Origin of the sequence: Achromobacter sp. GD03932, assembly GCF_029839485.1 — a bacterium.
Classification (GTDB): Bacteria; Pseudomonadota; Gammaproteobacteria; order Burkholderiales; family Burkholderiaceae_B; genus Achromobacter; species Achromobacter bronchisepticus_A.
On sequence record NZ_JAOCAT010000004.1, the window covers coordinates 105,790 to 126,181 of the forward strand.

At 64.3% G+C, this 20,392-nt stretch carries 19 protein-coding genes and 1 pseudogene; 14 read left to right on the top strand and 6 right to left on the bottom strand.

The features are described 5' to 3' along the window. Window positions 1–107: 107 nt before the first annotated feature. A complete protein-coding gene (locus N5C88_RS05250) occupies window positions 108–1,037 on the top strand; it encodes a LysR family transcriptional regulator (protein ID WP_118933001.1) in 930 nt (309 codons plus the stop codon). On the opposite strand, the gene N5C88_RS05255 is transcribed toward N5C88_RS05250, so the two are convergent. Continuing rightward, window positions 1,015–2,442, bottom strand: a complete 1,428-nt coding sequence (locus N5C88_RS05255; protein ID WP_280014884.1) for an MFS transporter — start codon at window positions 2,440–2,442, stop codon at window positions 1,015–1,017. The genes N5C88_RS05250 and N5C88_RS05255 overlap by 23 nt on opposite strands. Before the next feature lie 15 nt (window positions 2,443–2,457). Between N5C88_RS05255 and N5C88_RS05260 the strand changes: the two are divergent. Beyond that, window positions 2,458–3,149 (top strand): annotated as a pseudogene (locus N5C88_RS05260) (TetR family transcriptional regulator C-terminal domain-containing protein). A gap of 31 nt (window positions 3,150–3,180) precedes the next feature. Here the strand turns inward: N5C88_RS05260 and N5C88_RS05265 are convergent. After that, window positions 3,181–4,089: a LysR substrate-binding domain-containing protein gene (locus N5C88_RS05265; protein WP_251880947.1), complete on the bottom strand. Its 909-nt coding sequence runs from the start codon at window positions 4,087–4,089 to the stop codon at window positions 3,181–3,183. Window positions 4,090–4,228: 139 nt separating this feature from the next. On the opposite strand from N5C88_RS05265, the gene N5C88_RS05270 reads away from it, so the two are divergent. The 12 genes from N5C88_RS05270 to N5C88_RS05325 all read left to right on the top strand — a co-directional run bounded on the left by N5C88_RS05270 (window position 4,229) and on the right by N5C88_RS05325 (window position 17,992). Further along, on the top strand, window positions 4,229–4,624 hold the full coding sequence (locus N5C88_RS05270) for a RidA family protein (protein WP_280014885.1): 396 nt from the start codon (window positions 4,229–4,231) through the stop codon (window positions 4,622–4,624). A gap of 1 nt (window position 4,625) precedes the next feature. After that, window positions 4,626–5,768, top strand: a complete 1,143-nt coding sequence (locus tag N5C88_RS05275) for an NADH:flavin oxidoreductase (RefSeq protein ID WP_280014886.1) — start codon at window positions 4,626–4,628, stop codon at window positions 5,766–5,768. A 52-nt stretch (window positions 5,769–5,820) separates the two neighbouring features. Next, a complete protein-coding gene (locus N5C88_RS05280; protein WP_280014887.1) occupies window positions 5,821–6,333 on the top strand; it encodes a sigma-70 family RNA polymerase sigma factor in 513 nt (170 codons plus the stop codon). Further along, window positions 6,330–7,289: a FecR domain-containing protein gene (locus N5C88_RS05285; RefSeq protein ID WP_280014888.1), complete on the top strand. Its 960-nt coding sequence runs from the start codon at window positions 6,330–6,332 to the stop codon at window positions 7,287–7,289. Before N5C88_RS05280 ends, N5C88_RS05285 begins: the two co-directional genes overlap by 4 nt. 239 nt (window positions 7,290–7,528) lie before the next feature. Beyond that, on the top strand, window positions 7,529–9,907 hold the full coding sequence (locus tag N5C88_RS05290) for a TonB-dependent siderophore receptor (RefSeq protein ID WP_280014889.1): 2,379 nt from the start codon (window positions 7,529–7,531) through the stop codon (window positions 9,905–9,907). Between the two features lie 56 nt (window positions 9,908–9,963). Then, complete coding sequence (locus tag N5C88_RS05295; RefSeq protein ID WP_280014890.1) at window positions 9,964–10,854, top strand: LysR family transcriptional regulator; 891 nt, start codon at window positions 9,964–9,966, stop codon at window positions 10,852–10,854. Between the two features lie 236 nt (window positions 10,855–11,090). After that, a complete protein-coding gene (locus N5C88_RS05300) occupies window positions 11,091–12,074 on the top strand; it encodes a DUF1852 domain-containing protein (protein ID WP_118932994.1) in 984 nt (327 codons plus the stop codon). A gap of 26 nt (window positions 12,075–12,100) precedes the next feature. Further along, window positions 12,101–13,129, top strand: a complete 1,029-nt coding sequence (locus N5C88_RS05305; RefSeq protein WP_118933039.1) for a methionine synthase — start codon at window positions 12,101–12,103, stop codon at window positions 13,127–13,129. A gap of 75 nt (window positions 13,130–13,204) precedes the next feature. Beyond that, the gene (locus N5C88_RS05310; RefSeq protein ID WP_118932993.1) at window positions 13,205–13,714 is read left to right on the top strand and encodes a flavin reductase family protein; all 510 of its coding nucleotides are present in this window, start codon (window positions 13,205–13,207) and stop codon (window positions 13,712–13,714) included. Between the two features lie 194 nt (window positions 13,715–13,908). After that, on the top strand, window positions 13,909–14,415 hold the full coding sequence (locus N5C88_RS05315; protein WP_059374186.1) for a sigma-70 family RNA polymerase sigma factor: 507 nt from the start codon (window positions 13,909–13,911) through the stop codon (window positions 14,413–14,415). A gap of 34 nt (window positions 14,416–14,449) precedes the next feature. After that, the gene (locus tag N5C88_RS05320; protein WP_280014892.1) at window positions 14,450–15,475 is read left to right on the top strand and encodes a FecR family protein; all 1,026 of its coding nucleotides are present in this window, start codon (window positions 14,450–14,452) and stop codon (window positions 15,473–15,475) included. A gap of 114 nt (window positions 15,476–15,589) precedes the next feature. Continuing rightward, a complete protein-coding gene (locus N5C88_RS05325; RefSeq protein WP_280014893.1) occupies window positions 15,590–17,992 on the top strand; it encodes a TonB-dependent siderophore receptor in 2,403 nt (800 codons plus the stop codon). Between the two features lie 16 nt (window positions 17,993–18,008). On the opposite strand, the gene N5C88_RS05330 is transcribed toward N5C88_RS05325, so the two are convergent. From N5C88_RS05330 to N5C88_RS05345, 4 genes are all read right to left on the bottom strand, one after another. Next, window positions 18,009–18,971: a zinc-dependent alcohol dehydrogenase family protein gene (locus N5C88_RS05330; RefSeq protein WP_280014894.1), complete on the bottom strand. Its 963-nt coding sequence runs from the start codon at window positions 18,969–18,971 to the stop codon at window positions 18,009–18,011. Between the two features lie 62 nt (window positions 18,972–19,033). Beyond that, entirely contained in the window at window positions 19,034–19,336 is a 303-nt protein-coding gene (locus N5C88_RS05335; RefSeq protein WP_054456511.1) for a metalloregulator ArsR/SmtB family transcription factor, read from the bottom strand. Between the two features lie 68 nt (window positions 19,337–19,404). Continuing rightward, a complete protein-coding gene (locus N5C88_RS05340) occupies window positions 19,405–20,073 on the bottom strand; it encodes a hypothetical protein (protein ID WP_280014895.1) in 669 nt (222 codons plus the stop codon). A 3-nt stretch (window positions 20,074–20,076) separates the two neighbouring features. After that, window positions 20,077–20,328: a hypothetical protein gene (locus N5C88_RS05345; RefSeq protein WP_059374182.1), complete on the bottom strand. Its 252-nt coding sequence runs from the start codon at window positions 20,326–20,328 to the stop codon at window positions 20,077–20,079. Between the last annotated feature and the right edge of the window lie 64 nt (window positions 20,329–20,392).

Here is a 20,392-nt window from a genome sequence, read left to right on the forward strand (position 1 = left end):
CGGACGCGGTGTGCGGCGCCTCTGCGGGCGCCGTCTGCGGACCATGATACGAACAGCTTATCTATAATTCCAATGCATTTATTTCATAGTATTTATGCGGCCTGAGCATGGATTTTCAGAAACTCAAACACCTGCTGGCGGTGGTCGAACACGGCACTTACTCGCGTGCCGCAGAGGCGGTCAATCTGTCGCAACCAGCGCTCAGCCGCAGCATCCAGGCGCTCGAAGCCGAACTGGGCCTGCCCTTGCTCGACCGCGGCACCCGCCGCGTGCGCCTCACGCCCTACGGCGCCTGCGTGGCCGAACGCGCGCGCCGCATGCGCTTCGAGGAAGCCGAGCTGCAGCGCGAACTGAAAACCCTGCATAGCGGCGAATCGGGCACGCTGTCCATCGGGCTGAGCCCGGCGCCCGCGTCCCTGCTGCTGTCGCCCTTCCTGGCCCACATGGCCGAGCGCCATCCCCAGGTGCGCGTGGGCGTCGAACTGGGCGCCACCGCCGCCTTGCTGGAAATGCTGCGCGACGAACGCATCGACGCCATGGTCTGCGACGCCCGCATGCTGTATGACGCGGCCGACCTGGAAACCCGCGCCCTGCCTGCGCTGCGCGCGGGCCTGGTCTGCCGCAAGGGCCATCCCATCCTCGCCCACAAGCGGCCAGGCATAGAACAAATCCGCCAATACCCCGTGGCGTCCACCACTCTCAGCCCGGAAGTCTCGCTGCGGCTGGCGGAAACCCTGGGGCCAGGCGGCGCGCCGGAACAAATGGTCACGCACCGCTGCGAGAATCTGGACGCGCTGGTGGAATTGGCGCTGCGCACGGACGCCTTGCTATTGGGCGTGATCTGCGTCACGCGCCAGCAGCAGGAAGCCGGCCTGCTGGTCGAAGTGCCGATCCCGTCCGACCCGCAGCGCCAGGGACACTACGCGCTGGCCCGGCTGGCAGGGCGCACGCCGTTGACGGCGCAGGATGCGTTGTATGAGTTCACCCGGGAATGCTGGGACGGATTCTTGGCGCCTATCGGCGCGTCGCCAGCCTGAAAAGGACGAGGCTGAGCAGCGCGGCGGCAATGTTGTAAAGCATGGCCGCCGCCAGCGCCCGCCCATGGACCGATGCGCCATCGCCGGCGGACAGGCTTCCCGCGGCCTCGAGCATTGTGAAGATAACGCCGCCCACCGCCGCCACGCCGGTGGAAGTCCCCACGACTTGCAAGGTGCTGAGCATGCCGGAAGCCATGCCGGCCTGCTCCTCCTGCACCGAACCCAGAATGGCGTTGAATGCCAGCGGGATCACCAGCCCTTGCCCTGCGCCATTCAGCACCAGCGAGGCCACCAGCAGCGCCAGGTTCTGGGGCTGCGTCGCGGCGGTAACCGCAGACAGCGCCAAGCCCGCGGTGAAGACCAGCACACCGAACAGCAGCGCCCCGCGTCCATGGCGGGCGGCCAGTTTCGGACCGGCAAGCGACGCGCCAAAGAACGCCAGCGCCGAAGGCGTGAACACGGCGCCCGCCGCCAGCGGCGCGAATCCGAGCCCGAACTGCAACAGCAGCGTCAACGCGAAGAAGAACGAACTGATGGCTGAAAAAAAGAAGAACACCGCGCCTATGCCAGCCACGAATGGCCGGTTGGCAAACAGCGCCATATCCAGCACAGGCACGCCACCGCGCCGGGCCAGCGTTTTCTCATAGCGGACGAAATACGCCAGCACGCCCAACGCCAGCACAGGCCCGGCAAGCGACCACCAGGGCCAGCCATGCTCTCGTCCCTCCATGACAGGCACCAGGATAAGGGCCAGCCCGGCAGCGCCCGCAAGCGCGCCGCGCAGGTCCACCCGCGTCGGAACCGGCGCGCGCCATTCGGGAAGCGCCCGGCGCCCCGCGAGCAACGCGGCAATGCCTATCGGCACGTTGATGAGAAACACCAGCCGCCACCCCAGATCCAGCGGATTCAGCGTGATGAGCATGCCGCCCAGCAGCTGCGAGATGCTTGCGGCCACGCCCTGCACCGCGCCCATGATGCCGAACGCGCGCCTGCGCGCCTCGCCCTCGAACACCACCCTGATCGAAGCCAGCACCTGCGGCATCAGCACGCCCGCCCCCACCCCCTGCAAGGCGCGCGCCAGGATGAGCTGCCACGGCGTGACCGCCACCCCGCATAGCGCCGAAGCCACGGTGAACAGCCCCATGCCGGCCAGGAACAAGCGCCGCCGCCCGAACAGATCGCCCAAACGCGCGCCATTGATCAGGCACAGGCCATAAGCCAATGCGTAAGCCACCACGATCAGCTGCAGATCGGTATCGGATGCCGACAAGCCGCTCTGGATGCTGGGCAACGCGACATTGACGATGAAGAGATCCAGGATCGTCACGAAGTTGCCCGTCAACAGCACCGCGAGGGCGCGCCAGGGGAGGTTCTTTTCAGCTTGCAACGCGGATTCAGGGTTCATTCTTTACATTTATATATGTACGATCGTATTTATAGTATCGTGAAAGAATGAAACCCGTGCAAGCAGAAAAACAAGGTCCGATGAACCCGTTGCCCCCCTCTCCCCCAACCGATGGCCGCCGCTTGCGCGGCGAGCGCGCGCGCACCCGCGTGCTGGACGAAGCCGTAAAGCTCCTCTCCGTCGAAGGACTGGGCGGCCTCACCTTCGGCCAGGTGGCCGACATGGCCGAAGTGGGGAAAAGCAATCTTCAGGTTCTGTTCGGCGACAAGGAAAACCTGCAACTGGCGGCCTTGGCCCATGCGATAGGCCTGTACCAGACCCAGGTCGTCGAACCGGCCATGCGCAAGCGCACGCCGCTGACGCGGCTGCGCGCCCTGATGACCGGCTGGTTCGACTTCGTGGAGACCCGCCAGCTGCCGGGCGGCTGCGTCATCACTGCGGTAAGCAGCGAGTATCGTGCGCGTCCCGGCCCCCTGCGCGACGCCATCCAGCAATACCGCGAGGCAGGACGCGCGCGTCTTCACGAATTGATCCGCGAAGCCCGGGCGCAAGGGCAAATCGCGGCCGACGCCGACGAGGCGAAACTGGTCATGGAGCTACTGGCCTACCAGGCATACGCCAACGTCGCCGCGTCAATGGACGACCATGCGGAGTTCGGCCGCGCCAAGGCAGCCGCCATGGAAGTGCTTGCAAAAGCGGCTCGCTGACAACCGCGAACCAGGCTCCCGATCAGCCCGCCTACGCTTTCTTGCGACCCGGCTCGTGCGCCGCCGCCTGCATGCGCAACCATTGCGCCACGGCCTGGACAGGCGCCGAGGGCGGCCGGTCGGCGGGCATGGCCAGATGGTAGGTATGCCCGGCGATCACCGGGCCGAAGGGCTGCACCAGATGGCCCGCTTCCAGCTCTTCCGCTATCAACGCCAGGCTGACCAGCGCCACGCCATGGCCGGCCACCGCCGCCTGTATGGCATGGCCCTCATCGGAAAAGCGCAGCTGGCTCGCCTGCCGCGGCAGGGAACGGCGCGCAACCTCGAACCAGCGCTCCCAGGTCGGATTGTCCGGATGGGACCGCTTCCAGTTGAAACGGATCAACGGCACGCCGGCCAGATCGTCCGGTGAGGCCACGCCCAGCCGCGGATTCGCCACGGGCGCGAACCGGTCCGTGAACAGCGGCTGCGCGACGAGGCCCGGATACGGCCCGCGGCCATAGCGGATCGCGATGTCGACCGCGGCCGATCGCAAATCGACCACGTCGTCGCTGGCCTGCAGCTGCAGGTCGATGCCGGGATGCTTGCCGCGGAAATCCGCCATGCGCGGCACCAGCCACTTCACCGTGAAGGCGTTGGTCGCGGAGATGCTCACCTGCATCCGCGTGCGCTGCTGCGTCAGGCGCGCCAGCGCCGCCTCGAAGGCATCGAAGCCATCCCGCAGCACGGGATAGAGCTGCGCGCCCGCCTCGGTCAACGACACCCTGCGCACGTGGCGGTCGAACAGCACCAGCCCGGTCTGCGCTTCCAGCGCGCGGATCTGATGGCTGACGGCGGTCGGCGTCACGGCCAGTTCCTCGGCCGCGGCCTTGAAACTGCCCAGGCGCGCGGCGGCCTCGAATACGCGCAGTCCGGAGAGCGGAAGAGATCGGCGTTGCATGATCATGGATGAGATTTTCTCATCTTATAGCTGATAAATGAACCTTTGTCAGCATCGCTGAATATTCCTACATTTACGACATGAGTCAGCGATTTTCGCGCTGATTCACCTCCAAACCATAAATGAAGGAAATCGCATCATGCTACAGCGCGTCGTCACCCAGCCCGACAACTACGAACCCTTCCTGCTGTCGCAGGGCATCCAGTTCGGCAACCTGTTGTTCATCTCCGGCCAGGCGGGCGCCGGCGATGACGGCAAGATCGTCGAGGGCGGCTTTCTGGCTCAAGGCGAACAAGCCTTCCTGAACTTGCGCCGCGCGCTGGAAGCCGGCGGCTCCAGCCTGAAGGACGTCATCAAGGTCACCATCTTCGTCACCGACATGGGGGACTTCCAGGACGTGGTCACGCTGCGCCGCCGCCACTTCTCGGCCCCCTACCCCGCCGACACGATCGCCGAGATCAAGGCGCTCTACGACCCGGCCGCCATGATCGAGATCGAGGCCATCGCCGCCGTGCGTCCGCAGGAGGGCCGTTGACATGGGCGCGCTCGACTATCGTACGAACGATGCTGCGCAGGTCGGACTGTTCGCGCCGCTACAGCTGGAAAGGGGCTTGACCCTGGCCAATCGTCTCGCCGTCGCCCCCATGACTCGAGTCAGCGCCACGGAAGATGGCCGCGCCACGTCGCAAATGGCCGATTACTACCAAGCCTTCGCAGCCGGCGGCTTCGGCCTGGTGATCACCGAGGGCATCTACACCGACCGGGCGCATGCGCAGGGCTACCTGTTCCAGCCCGGCCTGACCGACGACGCGCAGCGCGACGCCTGGCGCACCGTGGTCGACCGCGTGCACGCGCACGGCGGCCGCATCATCGCGCAGCTCATGCATGCGGGCGCGCTGTCGCAGGGCAATCCTCATTGCGGCACGACCAAGGGTCCGTCGGCCGTACAGCCCAAGGGACAGCAAATGGCGTTCTATAGGGGCGACGGGCCGTACCGGATGCCCGAAGCCATGTCGGACAAGGACATCGCAGAGGCCATCGATGGCTTTGCCCAGGCTGCGCGCAGAGCGCAGGAGGCCGGCTTCGACGGCGTCGAAATCCACGGCGCCAACGGCTACCTGCTGGACCAGTTCCTCACCAGCTACACCAATCTGCGCGCGGACCGCTATGGCGGCAGCCTGGACAACCGGCTGCGCTTGACGGTGGAGGTCATCCAGGCCGTGCGCCGGGCTACCGGACCGCGCTATGTCGTGGGCGTGCGCAGCTCGCAGGGCAAGGTCAATGACTTCAGCCACAAGTGGGAAGGCGGCGAGGCCGATGCGGCGCAGATCTACCGCACGCTGGGCGCGCAGCCCATCGACTACCTGCACACGACCGAGTTCGAGGCTTGGCGTCCGGCTTTTGGAGATCAGGGTCCAAGCCTCGCGGCATTGGCGCGGCAGCACGTTGCGGTCCCGGTACTGGCCAACGGGTCGCTGCATGACCCGATGGCGGCCGATGCGATGATGGCGCGGCAGGAGGCAGACTTCGTCTCGCTCGGACGCGGCGCGCTGACGCATTCCGATTGGCCTGCAAGATTGCGCGCGGGCGCGGCGCTGGAGCGTTTTGATCGGGCGCTGCTGGCGCCGATTGCGGACCTGGCCAATGCGGCGCGACATCGTGGGGAACACCTGGAATGACGATCCTATACAATTAGCAATCATTCCCATTAGCATTTGAACGGCCCCCCCCTTGCCCCCCGCCGACTTTGCCTCCTCCGACGACTTCGTCAGCCTGTATCGAGAGCATCACGGCTGGCTCGTGCAAATGCTGCGCCGCCGGCTCAGCGGCAATACCGAAAACGCCGCGGATCTGGCGCACGACACCTTCGAACGCGTCATGCGCAGCGAGTCGCGCGCGGCGTTTGCCGAGCCGCGCGGCTTTCTCACCACCGTCGCCAAGCGTCTTCTGATCGACCAGTCGCGCCGCCGCGCCGTGGAACAGGCCTATCTGGAAACGCTGGCATCGCGCAACGAGGCCGTCGAGCCCAGCCCCGAAACGCACGCGCTGGTGATGGAAGCGCTGAACGCCGTATGCCGCATGCTGGAGCAGTTGCCGCCACGGGCGCGCCGGGTCTTCGTGCTGGCGCAGGTGGAAGGCCTGCCCTACCGCGACATCGCCCGGCAACTCGATATTTCGGTGGCGGCCGTGCAGCGCGACATCGTCAAGGCCTGGGAGCATTGCTACGCGGTGCTGTACACATGAACGCCGCCCAGGCCGAACGGCTGCATCCCGACATCATCAGGCAGGCGGCGCGATGGATGATGCGGACCGGGGATGCCCCCGACGCGGCCACGCAGGCCGCCTGTGCGGCATGGCGCCAGGCAGACGTGCGCCACGAGCTCGCGTGGCAACGCCTCCAGGGCATCGGGCGCGAGATCAATGCCACCACAGTATCCGAGGGCGCCGCCAGCCAGACCATCCTGCGCTACTGCGAACAGCGTTCGCGCCGCAGCGTCATGAAATGGGCGGCCGGCGGCTTCTGCCTGGGCACGTTGGCATGGGCAGGCGCGCGCGAGGGCTGGTGGGAAGGCAGCACCGTCTATCGCACCGCCACCGGCGAGCAGCGGACCATGACCCTGCCCGACGGCACCCTCCTGACCCTGAACACCGATACCGCGGTGGCGCTGCGCTACGACGCGCAGCAACGCCGCGTCACACTGCGCAGCGGAGAAATCCTGATCGCGACGGCCGCGGATGGCGCTGGACGCCCCTTCAGCGTGCAGACCCGGCACGGCCTGCTCACGCCGCTCGGCACGCGCTTTGCCGTGCGCCAACTGGACGACAACGATGGCTCGACGCGTCTTGCCGTCTTTGAAGGGGCCGTGCGCGTGGACCCCGCCGGGCGGACCGTGCATGCCGGCGAACAGGCGGAATTCAACGACCGCACGCTGTCTCCCGCAACCCGGGTCGACGGCACCGAGCCTGCCTGGGCCGCAGGCATGCTGGTCGCGAACCGCATGCGGCTGGATCAGTTCCTCGCGGAACTGGGACGCTATCGCGTCGGCATCCTGCGCTGCGCCCCCAGGGTGGCGGACCTCGAAGTCACGGGGGCCTTCCGCATCGACGACACCGACCGGGCGCTGGAAGTGCTGGCCGGCGTACTCGACCTGAGGCTGCGATACCGCACGCGCTATTGGGTCAGCGTCGATCGCGCCTGACGCGCGGAGCCGCAACCCGGGTGCTCTCCCGGGAAATTTGTAACGCCAGCGAAGATTTTCGGATGTGGTTCGTTAGACATAGAGACAGACCCGAGGCGCCCGCGGTCTGGCCCTACCCATCGACGAACCAGGAAGCCCTCATGGCAGCACGCCATACACCCTCTACTCTTGCCGCGCCCCAGACGCCCGGGGCAGGTCCGGCGCGCTTGCGCCTTGCCGTCCATCTGGCTTTGGCCGCAATGGCTCCATTCGCCGCGCCCGCCGCGTCCTGGGCTCAGCCCGCGACCGCGCAAGGGGTCGCTTTCGCCATCGCCCCTACGCCGCTGGATGAAGCGCTGGGCCAGTTCGGAGTCGCCGCCAACATCACCGTGGCCGCGTCGCCGACGCTGACCCGCGGGGTGATGACGCAAGGGCTTACGGGCCGCTACACCGCGGAACAGGGCCTCACGCGCCTGCTTGCAGGCACGGGCCTGCAAGCCGTGGCCAACGCCAACGGAGAGGGTTATCACCTGCGCCGCATTCCGCAAGGAGACGCGACCACTCTCGCGCCAGTCACGGTGACGGGCATGGCCGACCCGGCCGTCACGGAAGGCACGGGCAGCTATACCAGCGGGATCGTGACCATAGGCAAGGGCGAGCAGACCCTGAAAGAGATCCCGCAGTCGGTCACCGTGGTGACGCGCCAGCGCATGGACGACCAGAACGCCAACACGCTGGACGACGTGCTGGCCAACAGCACCGGCATGACGCTCTACAAGAGCCCGATGGGCGGAAACTATGTGTTCTCGCGCGGCTTCCGGGTCGACAGCTATCAGTTCGACGGCGTCAACCGCGCGTTCTATTACCCCCAGGCCAACAGCTTCACCAGCAGCACCGTGATCCTGGACCGCGTGGAAATCATCCGAGGCGCCACCGGCCTGCTGCAGGGCGCCGGTTCGCCCAGCGCCGCGGTCAACCTGGTGCGCAAGCGCCCACTGGCCGAAAACCAGGTGCAGCTGTTGGCCAGCGGCGGCTCCTGGAACAACTATCGCGCCGACATCGATGCGACCGGCCCCTTGAACGCGTCAGGCTCCCTGCGCGGCCGCGCCGTGGCCAGCTACAACGACCGGGAATACTTCTACGACAACGCCGACAGCCGCACCGGCGTGCTGTACGGCGTACTGAGCTACGACCTGGGACCCGCCACCACCTTGACCGGCGGCATCAGCTACGAAGAACTGCGATCCACGCCGTTCTTCCACGGCCTGCCCCACTACACCAACGGCGACGACATCGGGCTGAAGCGTTCGACCTCGCTCTCGCAAGACTGGAACCGCTGGAACGGCAAGCAGACCACGGTGTTCGCCGAACTCACGCACCGCTTCAACCAGGACTGGTCGCTGAAACTTACCGGGACTTCCACCCAGGAGTCCAACGATTCCAAATACGCCTTCACCGAAGGCGCGGTCAATCCGGCCACCGGGCTCGGGCCGACGATGTACGCCGGCATCTTCGATTTCTCCACGCACAACAAGGCGCTCAACCTGAACGTGGACGGCGCGTTTGAGGCGCTGGGCCGCAAGCACTCGATCAGCGTGGGCGCCAGCATCAACGAACTGACCAGCAAGAACGATTTCGCGACTGCGCGCCTGAACCGCGCCGTGAACGTCTGGGATCCGGATCACCACGTGCCCGAACCCACGGATGACTGGCTGCGCGAGAACGCCTACCGCGGTGCCGCGACCGTCATCACGATGAAGCAGACCGGCGTCTACGGCGTCGGCCGCTTCAAGTTGGCCGATCCGTTGACGCTGGTGGCGGGCGCCCGCGTCAGCTGGTACGAGAACACCGGCAAGTACCGGGACGATGGCAAGCAGTACACCGACCCCTACAAGGAAAATGGCGTCGTCACGCCCTACGGCGGCCTGATCTACGCCTTCAATCCCCAGTGGTCCGGCTACGTCAGCTTTGCGGAGATCTTCGAACCGCAGAACGCCGTGGACGCGTCGGGCCAGATACTGGACCCCATCCTGGGCAAGAACTATGAAGCGGGCATCAAGGGCGAACTGCTCGACGGCCGGGTCAACGCCTCGATCGCCCTCTTCCGCGTCGACCAGAAGAACCGCGCCCAGCAAGACCTGGTCAGCGCATGCTCCGTGGGCGACATCTGCTATCTGTCCAGCGGCAAGGTGCGCAGCCAGGGCGTGGACGCCGAAATCAGCGGCGAGGTGGCCCCCGGCTGGCAGCTGTTTGCCGGCTACACCTTCAACACCCTGAAGTTCCTGGACGACACCGAGGTATCAAGCACCAACTTCGGACGCACGGTAACGCCCAAGCACATCCTGCGCCTGTGGTCCGACTACCGCCTGCCCGGCGAATGGTCGGCATGGACCTTGGGCGGCGGCGTGAACTACCAGACCGGCAGCTACACGGAAACCCGCTCGGTGCGGGTCTCGCAGGCGCCTTACGCCGTCTGGAATGCGCGCATCGGCTACAAGATCAACAAGAACTGGTCGGCGGCATTGAACGTCAACAACCTGTTCGACAAGACCTACTACCAGACGATAGGCGCGCCGGGATGGGGCAGCTTCTATGGTGAACCGCGCAACGCGACGCTGACGGTACGCGGGACCTTCTGATAGGGCGAAACGATTAAGTAGAATGGTTTTATCTCAATAAACCATGAATTTTCATCATGCTTGATCGTATCCATCTATCCATCGTGCAGGAGGTCGAAAAGCAGGGTTCGCTGACTGCCGCCGCAGGCGTCCTGCACGTGACGCAGTCGGCCCTGAGCCACAGCATGAAGAAGCTGGAGCAGCAACTGGGGACCGACATCTGGCTGCGTGAAGGCCGCAGCCTGCGACTCACCCAAGCCGGTCAATACCTGTTGGCGGTGGCCAACCGGGTGTTGCCGCAACTGGCTCTGGCCGAAGAGCGTCTGCGCCAGTTCGCCCAGGGGGAGCGCGGGTCGCTGCGCATCGGCATGGAATGCCATCCCTGCTACCAGTGGCTGCTGAAGATCGTCTCCCCGTATCTGGCGGCCTGGCCGGATGTGGACGTGGATGTGAAGCAGAAATTCCAGTTCGGGGGCATCGGGGCGCTGTTCGGCTACGAAATCGACCTGCTGGTCACACCCGATCCGCTGAACAAGCCCGGACTCGTGTTCGAGCCTGTATTCGACTACGAACAGGTGCTGGTCGTCGCTGGCAACCATTCTCTCGCCCGGGAGGAGTACGTCACCCCCAAACAACTCTCCAACGAAGTGCTGGTGGCCTATCCGGTGCCGGTCGACAGGCTCGACATCTACAACATGTTCCTGACGCCGGCCGGCATCACGCCCAGGCGGCACAAGGCCATCGAGACCACGGACATCATGCTGCAGATGGTCGCCAGCGGCCGCGGGGTGGCGGCGTTGCCACGCTGGCTGGTGCTGGAGTACGCGGACACCATGAATGTGGTGCCAGTCCGGCTGGGCAAGAAAGGCATTGCCAAGCACATTTATCTGGGCGCTCGCGAGGCGGATGTGGGAATCGACTACCTGCGTGCATTCATTGAACAAGCCAAAAGGCCCGCCGCGGCTTGATTCTTCACGGTAGCGTCTGCTCGCCAGGCGGTCGGATCCGAGACCGATCGACCGCAAATCCATCCATGAATGAAGCTAATGGCTTCATGAGATCAATTCACTTTTATTCATGGATAGCCCGACATAAACTACGCCTCCTATATCGTCAATGTCAAGACTGCTGAATAAAAAAAGCAGCGCTGAAAAAGCAGGAAATAGACGCGGGTTTTATCCAGGATTCAGGGCAGCAGAGCACCATGAGTAACGAGTTTGCATTTGCCATCAAGAGCATTTGTTTCGATGAGGACTATCGTCCTTCAGACAATACGCGGATCACGACCAACTTCGCCAATCTGGCCAGGGGCACGAGTCGCCAGGAGAACCTGCGCAACACCCTCCGGATGATTGACAATCGCTTCAATGCCTTGGCGCATTGGGACAATCCCAAGGGCGACCGCTATGCCGTCAACCTTGAGATCATTTCCGTCGAGATGAGCATAGACGGCGCAAGCAGCGGCAATGCCCTCCCCTTGATCGAAATACTGAAGACCAGCATCGTCGACAGCAAGACCAACGAGCGCATTGAAGGCATCGTAGGGAACAACTTCTCCTCGTATGTGCGGGATTACGACTTCAGCGTGCTGCTGCTGGAACACACCAAGAATCAAGCCACGTTCAGCACTCCGGACAATTTTGGAGACCTCCACGGCAAGCTGTTCAAGTGCTTTGTAAATTCAAGCACTTACAAAGAGCACTTCAGCAAGCCGCCCGTCATATGCCTGAGCGTATCCAGCAGCAAGACCTATCATCGGACTGAAAATCAGCACCCCGTACTGGGCGTGGAATACCAGCAGGATGAATACTCGCTGACGGATGAATATTTCAAGAAGATGGGGATGAAGGTTCGTTACTTCATGCCGCCGAACAGCGCCGCGCCCTTGGCTTTTTATTTTTCCGGCGATTTGCTGAGCGACTACACCAATCTTGAGCTCATCAGCACCATCAGCACGATGGACACTTTCCAGAAGATTTACCGGCCAGAGATCTACAACGCGAATTCCGCGGCCGGAAGATCCTATCAGCCCAGTTTGAAGCACCAGGATTATTCGTTGACCCGGATTGTCTATGACCGAGAGGAGCGTAGCCAGCTGGCTATAGAGCAGGGACGGTTTGTCGAAGAGCATTTCATCAAACCATACCAGGCGATTCTTGAGCAGTGGTCCGCAAACACCCCTCTTTGATCATCAAAAGCACCAAGGCATCTATTGTGAAAAAATTGCTACCTACTTCCACTGCCGGCAGCCTGCCTAAACCCTCCTGGCTCGCAGAACCTGAAAAACTCTGGTCTCCCTGGAAATTGCAGGACGAGGGCTTGGCCGAAGGCAAGCAGGATGCGCTGCGTTTGTCTCTGCAGGAACAGCAGCACGCCGGCATCGATATCGTCAGCGATGGCGAACAAACGCGTCAGCATTTCGTGACGACGTTTATCGAGCACCTGGAAGGCGTTGATTTCGAGAACCGCAAGACGGTCAGGATCCGCGACCGCTACGATGCCAGCGTGCCGACGGTCGTGGGCGCCGTGGCGCGCCGCAAGCCCGTGTTCGTCGAAGACGCCAAGTTCTTGCGCCAGCAGACCAAGCAACCGATCAAATGGGCCTTGCCGGGTCCCATGACGATGATCGATACGCTTTACGACGGCCACTATCAAAGCCGCGAAAAGCTGGCGTGGGAATTCGCCAAGATTCTCAATCAGGAAGCCCGGGAACTGGAGGCTGCTGGCGTCGACATCATCCAGTTTGACGAGCCCGCCTTCAACGTGTTCTTTGACGAAGTGAATGATTGGGGCGTGGCCACGCTGGAAAAAGCCATTGAAGGGCTCAAGTGCGAAACCGCCGTCCACATCTGCTATGGCTATGGCATCAAGGCCAATACGGATTGGAAGAAAACGCTAGGATCGGAGTGGCGGCAATACGAAGAGGCTTTTCCCAAGCTGCAAAAATCCAGTATCGACATCGTCTCGCTGGAATGCCAGAACTCTCGCGTTCCCATGGATCTGATCGAGCTGATTCGGGGCAAGAAGGTGATGGTCGGCGCCATCGATGTGGCGACCAATACCATTGAAACTCCCGAGGAAGTCGCCGACACCCTGCGCAAGGCGCTGCAATTTGTCGATGCCGACAAGCTCTATCCTTGCACCAACTGCGGCATGGCTCCTCTGTCCCGCGCAGTCGCACGAGGCAAGCTGAGCGCCTTGAGCGCCGGCGCTGAAATCGTCCGCAGGGAACTCTCGAACTGATTCCCAGGCGGAAATGGTCGTCGCGAGCGGCTCGCGGCGACCAAATCGAGCTGCACCCAGTATTCAACCCCCACTATGTCACTTTCCAGTACTGCGATCGAGCCCAGGCGCTTTCGCGAAGCTCTCGGGCACTACGCGTCCGGCATCACGGTAATAACGTCGCACATCGAAGGCGAGCCGATAGGCTTCACCTGCCAGTCGTTCCATAGCGTTTCGATGAATCCGCCGCTGGTGTCGTTCAATGTGATGACCAGTTCGGCCAGCTACCCCAAGATTCGCCGGGCAGGCCGGTTCGTAGTCAATATCCTGTCAGACGAGCAAGTCAGGATTTCCAACCAATTCGCCCAGCGCGGCACGGACAAGTGGCACGAAGTCGCGTGGCAGGAATCGCCGCTCGGCAATCCCATCATCGCCGGCAGCCTGCACTGGCTTGATTGCGAGATCTATGCCGAACACGCCGCAGGCGATCACCTGATCGTGATTGGCGAAGTGAAAGCGTTGGATCTGCAAGAAGCTGCTTCCACGCAGCCGTTGCTGTATTTCAAAGGACAGTATCGGAACATCGCCGCGCACGGCGCGGTTTGAAGGTTTGCCTCCGCTGCCCTCTTCTACGCTTCAATCAATCGGGAGCCTTGCCAGGCCGGATCGAGAAGAACCGCCACCGGCTCCTTGCTCTCCGGCCTCTTGTCGGCGCGTCGCGACTCATCTTAGAATGCGGATGATTCTCATTATTTCCGGGCACCGGTTTCCTCCTGGCCCGCGACGAGCCGGAGGGCCGCATGTCCGCGACCGAGTTTGCAGTGCCGCCCCAGGGCATCGATGTGCTGTACGCGAATCACCATGGCTGGCTGAAGGGCTGGCTGCGGCGGCGGCTGGGCAATTCTTCTGACGCGGCCGATCTCGCACACGATACGTTCATGCGTCTGCTGGTCCGGGGCGAGACCGTCGCGGTGCGCGAACCGCGCGCGCTGCTGACCACGGTGGCGCAGGGCGTGGTGTCCAATTTCATGCGGCGCCGCAGGATCGAAGAGGCCTATCTGGCCAGCCTGGCCAACCTGCCGGAGCGGGAAGCGCCGGGCCCCGAGACGCGCGCCATCCTGCTCGAGACGCTGATCGAACTGGACCGCCGCCTGGATACGCTGGCCGCGCCGGTGCGCCAGGCATTCCTGCTCTCGCAGCTTGAAGGCATGAAGCAGGCGGACATCGCCGCAACGCTGAACGTCTCGCTCGCTACCGTGCAGCGCCATATCGCAAAAGCGGCGCACCTTTGTTTTTTCGGCGCCTGATCGCCGCCCTCCCGCGGCCGCGACCCACACCGCCATGCCCATCGCCTCCACGGACCCGAGCCCGACCGCATTTCCCCTGCTGGACGGCCCGCCGCTGCCCGCGAGTGTCAGCCTGCGCGCCGTGGAATGGCTGGTCGCACTGCAAGCCGCCGATGCCAGCAACGCCACGCGCGAAGCCTGCCAACGCTGGCGCCAGGCACATCCCGACCATGAGCGCGCCTGGCGGCACATCGAGACGTTCGGCCAGCAACTGCGGGAATTGAACACGCCGCTGGTGCGCGGCACGCTGGCGCATGATGAACGAGGCGGCCGGGCGCGCCGCCGCGCCGTCAAGACGCTGGCCCTGGCCCTGTTCGCCGGCGGCGGCGCCTGGCTGGCGCGCGACAGCCTGTGGCGCGGCTGGCAAGACTGGCAGTCCGACTATCGCACGCGTACCGGCGAACGCCAAGGCATCACGCTGGCCGACGCCAGCCGCATCGACCTGGACACCGGAAGCGCCATCGACGTGCGCTTCGATGGCGCGCAGCGCCTGGTCCGGCTGCTGCGCGGCCAGATACTCGTCGCCACCGCTCCCGATCCGGTCTCCCCTGCCGGACGCCCCTTCATCGTGGAGACGGCCCAGGGCCGCGTGCGGGCCCTGGGCACCCGCTACAGCGTGCGCCAGTTCCCAGGCCGCAGCCACGTCGCGGTGTTCGAGGGCACAGTGGAAATCCGTCCCGCGCTAGATGTGGACGCGCCGCGCCTTATCCATGCTGGCGAACAGGCCTCGTTCACCCAAGACTCGATGGGGCCCAGCCGCCCCTCCAGCCCGCGTGACGCCTCATGGTCCGTGGGCATGCTGGTCGCGCAGGACATGCCTCTGTCCGATTTCATTGCTGAACTTGCGCGGTACATGCCCGGCCGGCTGTCCTGCGATACCGATGCCGGCCGCCTGAAGGTTTCCGGCGTCTATCCGCTGGACGACACCGACCGGGTGCTGGACATGCTGCGCCGGACTCATCCGATCGTAGTCGACCGGATGACGCGGTATTGGGTCACCGTGCGCCTGCGCACGATCTAGCGCCGCGATGCGCAAGACATCCGCCTGATTTTTTGGGCAAACGTGAGGGGTTTCCGATTCTCAAGTGGCAAACCTAATAGAAGCCACATTTTTCTACCGGAAACCGTATCTCTCATGGACTACCGCCTGTCTCGGCGCGCTGCGCGCCTCCTTACCCGCAGCACTCTGGCGCTGGCCGCAAGCCGCGCCTTCTGGTTCACGGCAACGGGCGTCGCCTTGAGCGCCGGCACGCACCCTGTCCTGGCCCAAGCCAGCGCCAGGACCTACGCGATCCCCGCCGGCCCGCTGGAAAGCGCGCTGACCCGCTATGCGCTCGAAAGCGGATTGATGCTGTCCTATTCGGCCAGCGATATCGCGGACAAGCGCAGTTCCGGCCTGCAAGGCAGCTTCCAGGCGTCCGAGGGCTTGGCCAGGCTGCTGGCAGGCACCGGACTGGCGGCCCGCCTGCAGCCGAATGGCGGCTACGTGCTGCGCCCGCTGCCCGGCGGGCAGACGGGCCAGGAATCCGCGCAGACCTTGCCCGCGGTCACGGTCACGGGCATCCATGAGTCCGCCTCCGGCCCGGTGCAGGGATTCGTCGCCCACCGCAGCGCGACCGCCACCAAGACCGACACGCCGCTGCACGAAACGCCCCAGTCCGTATCGGTGGTTCCGCGCGACCAGGTCGTCGCGCAGGCTGCGGACTCGCTCGACCAGGCGCTGGGCTACACCGCCAGCGTCATGTCGCTGGAAGGCGGAGCGCTCAGGCACATAGGCACCCGCTTCACGGTCCGCGGCTTCAACATCACGGGCGCGGCCCCGCTGTATCTGAACGGCACCAAGTTCCCCATCAATTCGCTCAGCGGCGCGATCGAGCCTTACAACTTCGAGCGCATCGAACTGCTCAAGGGGCCGGCCTCGATCCTGTACGGCCAGGCCGCGCCGGGCGGCATCATCAACCTGGTCAGCAAGCGCCCCACGGCGGAACCCTTGCGCGAATTCGAATTGCAGACAGGCAGCTGGAACAAGAAGCAGATCGCCATGGACCTGGGCGGCCCGGTGACGGAGGACGGAAACGTGCGCTACCGCCTCACTGGACTGGCGCGCGACAGCGACACCATGATCGATTACATCAACAATGACCGCAGGTCGCTTGCCGGCGCGCTGGAGTGGCAGATCAGCGACGCCACCTTGATCACGCTCCTGGCCAGCTACAGCCGGACCGACAGCCCCTACGATTCAGGCAAACCGCTGGAAGGCACGCTGCTATCCAATCCCAACGGCCCCATATCGCGCTCCCGCTTCGTCGGCGAACCCGGCTTCGACCGCTATGTCGTCAAGGGCACGACCCTGGGCTACCTGCTCGAACACCGGTTGAACGACGACTGGCAGGTGAAACAGAACCTGCTGGCCTACGAACACAAGGCCGACAACCAGTATGCCGCCGTGAGCGCGCGCGTGAATCCGTCGACCCCCGCCCTGGGCAATCGCTATGCCATAACCCGTTACGACACAGACAAGGGACTCGCCGTGGACAACCAGCTGCTGGGCAAGCTGCGCCACGGCAGCGTCGAACACACGCTGCTGTTCGGAATCGACTGGAGCAAGAGCGAATTCACGCGTTCCCAGGAGTTCGGCAGCATCGCGCCGATCGATCTGTACAAGCCCGTCTATGGCGCCCGGCCGAATCTTGGCCCCGCCAACTATTCCGAAAACAGCATGCGCCAACTGGGCTTCTACGCGCAGGACCAGATCAAGTTCAAGGACCGCTGGATCGTGCTGCTGGGCGGCCGCTACGATTCGGTCCGCACCGACACAAGGCCGGGTACGGGTGAAGAGAGCTCCCATGCCTTCACGCCGCGCGCCGGCCTGATGTACCTGTTCGACAACGGCCTGGCCCCCTACTACAGCTACAGCAAGTCCTTCCAGCCCACCCCGGGCCTGGACTTCAACGCCAATCCCTTCAAGCCGACCACGGGCGTGCAGCACGAGATCGGCCTGAAGTACGAACCCAAGGGCGTGGACGCGTCCATCACCGTGGCGCTCTACGAAATCACGCAACGCAATGTGCTGACCAGCGATCCCGCCCACGCGGGCTTCCTGGTGCAGACCGGCGAAGTGCGTTCGAAGGGCGCCGAGATCGAGGCCCGCGCCAGCCTGAATCGCCAACTGGACCTGGTGGCGGCGCTGGCAACGACGGATGCCCGCGTCACCAAGAGCAATCTGGGCAATGAAGGCTCGCGGCCCGCTTCGGTCCCGCGCAACATGGCCTCGCTCTGGATGGACTACCGCTTTGCTTCCGTGCCGGGCCTGAGCGCGGGCGTCGGCGTGCGCTACGTGGGACGCCAGGAGATCTACGACCTGGCGGTGCCGTCGTACACCACGTACGATGCCGCGCTGCGCTATCAATGGGACAAGTGGCAGTTCGCCCTGAACGTGAAGAACCTGGCCAACAAGACCTATGTGGCCGCCTGCCCCGGCACCTGCTTCTATGGCGATGAACGCAACGTCACGCTGACGGCGCGCATCAACTGGTAAGCAGCCGCTCCCAAGCCTAGGGCGCAACGGCAATCGCAATCTTGCCGCGCACCCCGTGATTGGGACTCTCCAGCCGCGCATGGGCGAGCGGGATCTCGGCAAGCGCATAGACCGCGCCCACGTGCGGCCGTAGTTGGCCGCGCGCAACCAACGCGCTCAGCTCGTCGAGCTTGCCGCGGTTCTGCCGCGTGAACACGAAGTGGTAGCTCGCATTCTTGCCCCAGGCCTGGATCAGGTTTTGCGGCTGGGCGATGTCCACGATCGAGACGACCCGTCCCAGTTGCGCCAGCGCATCGGGGCTGCGCGCCAGGCTATTGCCACCAATGGTGTCGAACACGACGTCGACGCCGCGCCCGCCCGTCTCGCGCATGACGGCATCGACGTAGTCTTCCTTTTCGTAGTCGATGACCCCGTCGGCGCCCATGCCGCGTGCGAATTCCGCGTTGGCTGCGCGCACGGTCGTGTACACCTGAGCTCCGATGGCCTTCGCCAGCTGGATCGCCACATGGCCGACGCCGCCCGCGCCGCCGTGCACCAGAACGCTCTCCCCGACTCTCAGCCCCGCGCGCACGACCAGCGCTTCCCAAGCGGTCCCGCCGACCAGGCTCAGGCTTGCCGCCTCCAGATGGCTGAGCGCGGGCGGCTTCCTGCCGACGATGCCTTCTGCTGCGACGTGGTACTCGGCATAGCTGCCCGGCCCGTCGAAGATTTGCGGGGTGTACCAGACTTCGTCGCCAGGAACGAAAGCCGTCACGCCCGGCCCCACGGCTTCAACCACGCCCGAGACGTCGTGCCCGGTGATGGCCGGCAGCGGCACCAGATCGGCATAGTCGCCGCGCCGGACCTGGTAATCCAGGGGATTGATCGAGGTGGCGTGTACCCGGACCAGGACTTGTCCCGCCTGCGGCACGGGCTTGGGCAGGTCGCGGAGTTCGAACGACTCCGGGCCGCCGAATGATTGGAGTGTCATCGCTTTCATGGTTTTCCTTGATTCGAAAAATAGGGATATCGGGAAATTCAGATATTTACCTGCAAAAAAAATTACAGCTCTTTCCCGATGAGCCCGGCAAGAGCGCGTATGGTTGCTTCGTTCCGCTTGTAGTAGGTCCACTGACCAATGCGCCTGGCTTCCACCAGGCCGGCCCGTTGCAGCGTCGCCAGGTAGTCAGACACCGTGGACTGCGACAGCCCCACGCCTTCCTGGATGCTGCTGACGCAGACGCCCACCGTGTGAACATCGCCTTCGTCCTGCGGCGGGAAGTTCTTCGCGGGGTCCTTCAATCCTTTGAGGATCTCAAGGCGCGTACGGTTGGAGAGGGCTTTGAATATTTCGAGCAGATCCATGCCGTCATGATATCGGGATTTCCCGATATGTCAATAAATGGGACTCGCGCGAACGCCTACTCGCCTGCTCACTTGTCCACCGACCGCATATCGCAAGTCGTCTCCGACGACGAGCAGATGCCGCGAAACCACGCCCGCCCGCGCGTGCGGTCCTTGGGCGCCAGCGGCTCGAACGTGTCGCTGTTGCGCAGCTCGTAGTCCAGCAACAGCCATTCGCCCTGGCAGGCGACGATGCCGCGCAGCGTGGCGCGCTCGGTCAGCCAGTCGCCGCCCAGGTCCAGCAAACGTTCACTGCCTGCATCCGGCCGGCCGTAGCCTCGCGCCGACTGGATGCCGACCTGCGCATCCGCGGCTTCGATCCAACCCTCGCCCCGATACACGGGCCGCGGCTTGCTCTGTTCGTCGCCGGTCTTGTCGTCGCTGGCGTTCCTGATCTTGAGCCAGCCGTCGCGCGCCTCGGTCACGTCGAAGGTCACGCTGTAGTAGTCGATCTCGGGATCGGGGCCGTCGCCGCGCGTCGTCGGCAGGCTGCCCAGCACCGCCGCCTGAGCGGATGCCGCCGCGCGCACCTGGATGGCCGGCTTGTCGTTCGTCGTCCAGCCGGAGAAGCTGCATGCGGTCGGGCCGGGCGGGGTCCAGGCGGCGGGCTTGGAAGTGGTTTGGGCATTGATGGCGGGCGACACCGCCAGCGCGGCAAGCGCCAGGAGTATCCATCGCATGGTCATGGGCTTGGTCATGTGTCAGTTGCTATTGATCCATTCCTGCGTATCCCGGACGAACCAGGGCAGATTCAGGCGCTCGCCTTCGCCGGATTGTATGGTCAGGCGTTGGTCCGAGGATCCAGGCGCGTTGTTCGTGCCCTGCCCCGTGGACGGAGAGCGGCTGCGATAGTCCAGCTCGGTTTGCTGGGGAGGTTTGTCCGCGCAAGCGGCGATCAAGGTGCATGCGGCTGCGGCAAGAACGGTCCGCAGCGCCGGACGAAGTATCTTCATGGTGTTCGGGTTCCCGCTGAAGGGCACAGGCCTGGGTGCCGGAAAATCAGGGCCTCCAGCCCAT

Excerpts from the sequence above, each read along its gene's own strand:
- N5C88_RS05320 (WP_280014892.1), top strand. The coding sequence starts at position 14,450 with ATGCCCATCGCCTCCACGGACCCGAGCCCGACCGCATTTCCCCTGCTG.
- N5C88_RS05295 (WP_280014890.1), top strand. The coding sequence starts at position 9,964 with ATGCTTGATCGTATCCATCTATCCATCGTGCAGGAGGTCGAAAAGCAG.
- N5C88_RS05285 (WP_280014888.1), top strand. The coding sequence starts at position 6,330 with ATGAACGCCGCCCAGGCCGAACGGCTGCATCCCGACATCATCAGGCAG.
- N5C88_RS05330 (WP_280014894.1), bottom strand. The coding sequence starts at position 18,971 with ATGAAAGCGATGACACTCCAATCATTCGGCGGCCCGGAGTCGTTCGAA.
- N5C88_RS05345 (WP_059374182.1), bottom strand. The coding sequence starts at position 20,328 with ATGAAGATACTTCGTCCGGCGCTGCGGACCGTTCTTGCCGCAGCCGCA.
- N5C88_RS05250 (WP_118933001.1), top strand. The coding sequence starts at position 108 with ATGGATTTTCAGAAACTCAAACACCTGCTGGCGGTGGTCGAACACGGC.
- N5C88_RS05340 (WP_280014895.1), bottom strand. The coding sequence starts at position 20,073 with ATGACCAAGCCCATGACCATGCGATGGATACTCCTGGCGCTTGCCGCG.
- N5C88_RS05300 (WP_118932994.1), top strand. The coding sequence starts at position 11,091 with ATGAGTAACGAGTTTGCATTTGCCATCAAGAGCATTTGTTTCGATGAG.
- N5C88_RS05335 (WP_054456511.1), bottom strand. The coding sequence starts at position 19,336 with ATGGATCTGCTCGAAATATTCAAAGCCCTCTCCAACCGTACGCGCCTT.
- N5C88_RS05270 (WP_280014885.1), top strand. The coding sequence starts at position 4,229 with ATGCTACAGCGCGTCGTCACCCAGCCCGACAACTACGAACCCTTCCTG.
- N5C88_RS05325 (WP_280014893.1), top strand. The coding sequence starts at position 15,590 with ATGGACTACCGCCTGTCTCGGCGCGCTGCGCGCCTCCTTACCCGCAGC.
- N5C88_RS05310 (WP_118932993.1), top strand. The coding sequence starts at position 13,205 with ATGTCACTTTCCAGTACTGCGATCGAGCCCAGGCGCTTTCGCGAAGCT.
- N5C88_RS05255 (WP_280014884.1), bottom strand. The coding sequence starts at position 2,442 with ATGAACCCTGAATCCGCGTTGCAAGCTGAAAAGAACCTCCCCTGGCGC.
- N5C88_RS05275 (WP_280014886.1), top strand. The coding sequence starts at position 4,626 with ATGGGCGCGCTCGACTATCGTACGAACGATGCTGCGCAGGTCGGACTG.
- N5C88_RS05265 (WP_251880947.1), bottom strand. The coding sequence starts at position 4,089 with ATGCAACGCCGATCTCTTCCGCTCTCCGGACTGCGCGTATTCGAGGCC.
- N5C88_RS05290 (WP_280014889.1), top strand. The coding sequence starts at position 7,529 with ATGGCTCCATTCGCCGCGCCCGCCGCGTCCTGGGCTCAGCCCGCGACC.
- N5C88_RS05315 (WP_059374186.1), top strand. The coding sequence starts at position 13,909 with ATGTCCGCGACCGAGTTTGCAGTGCCGCCCCAGGGCATCGATGTGCTG.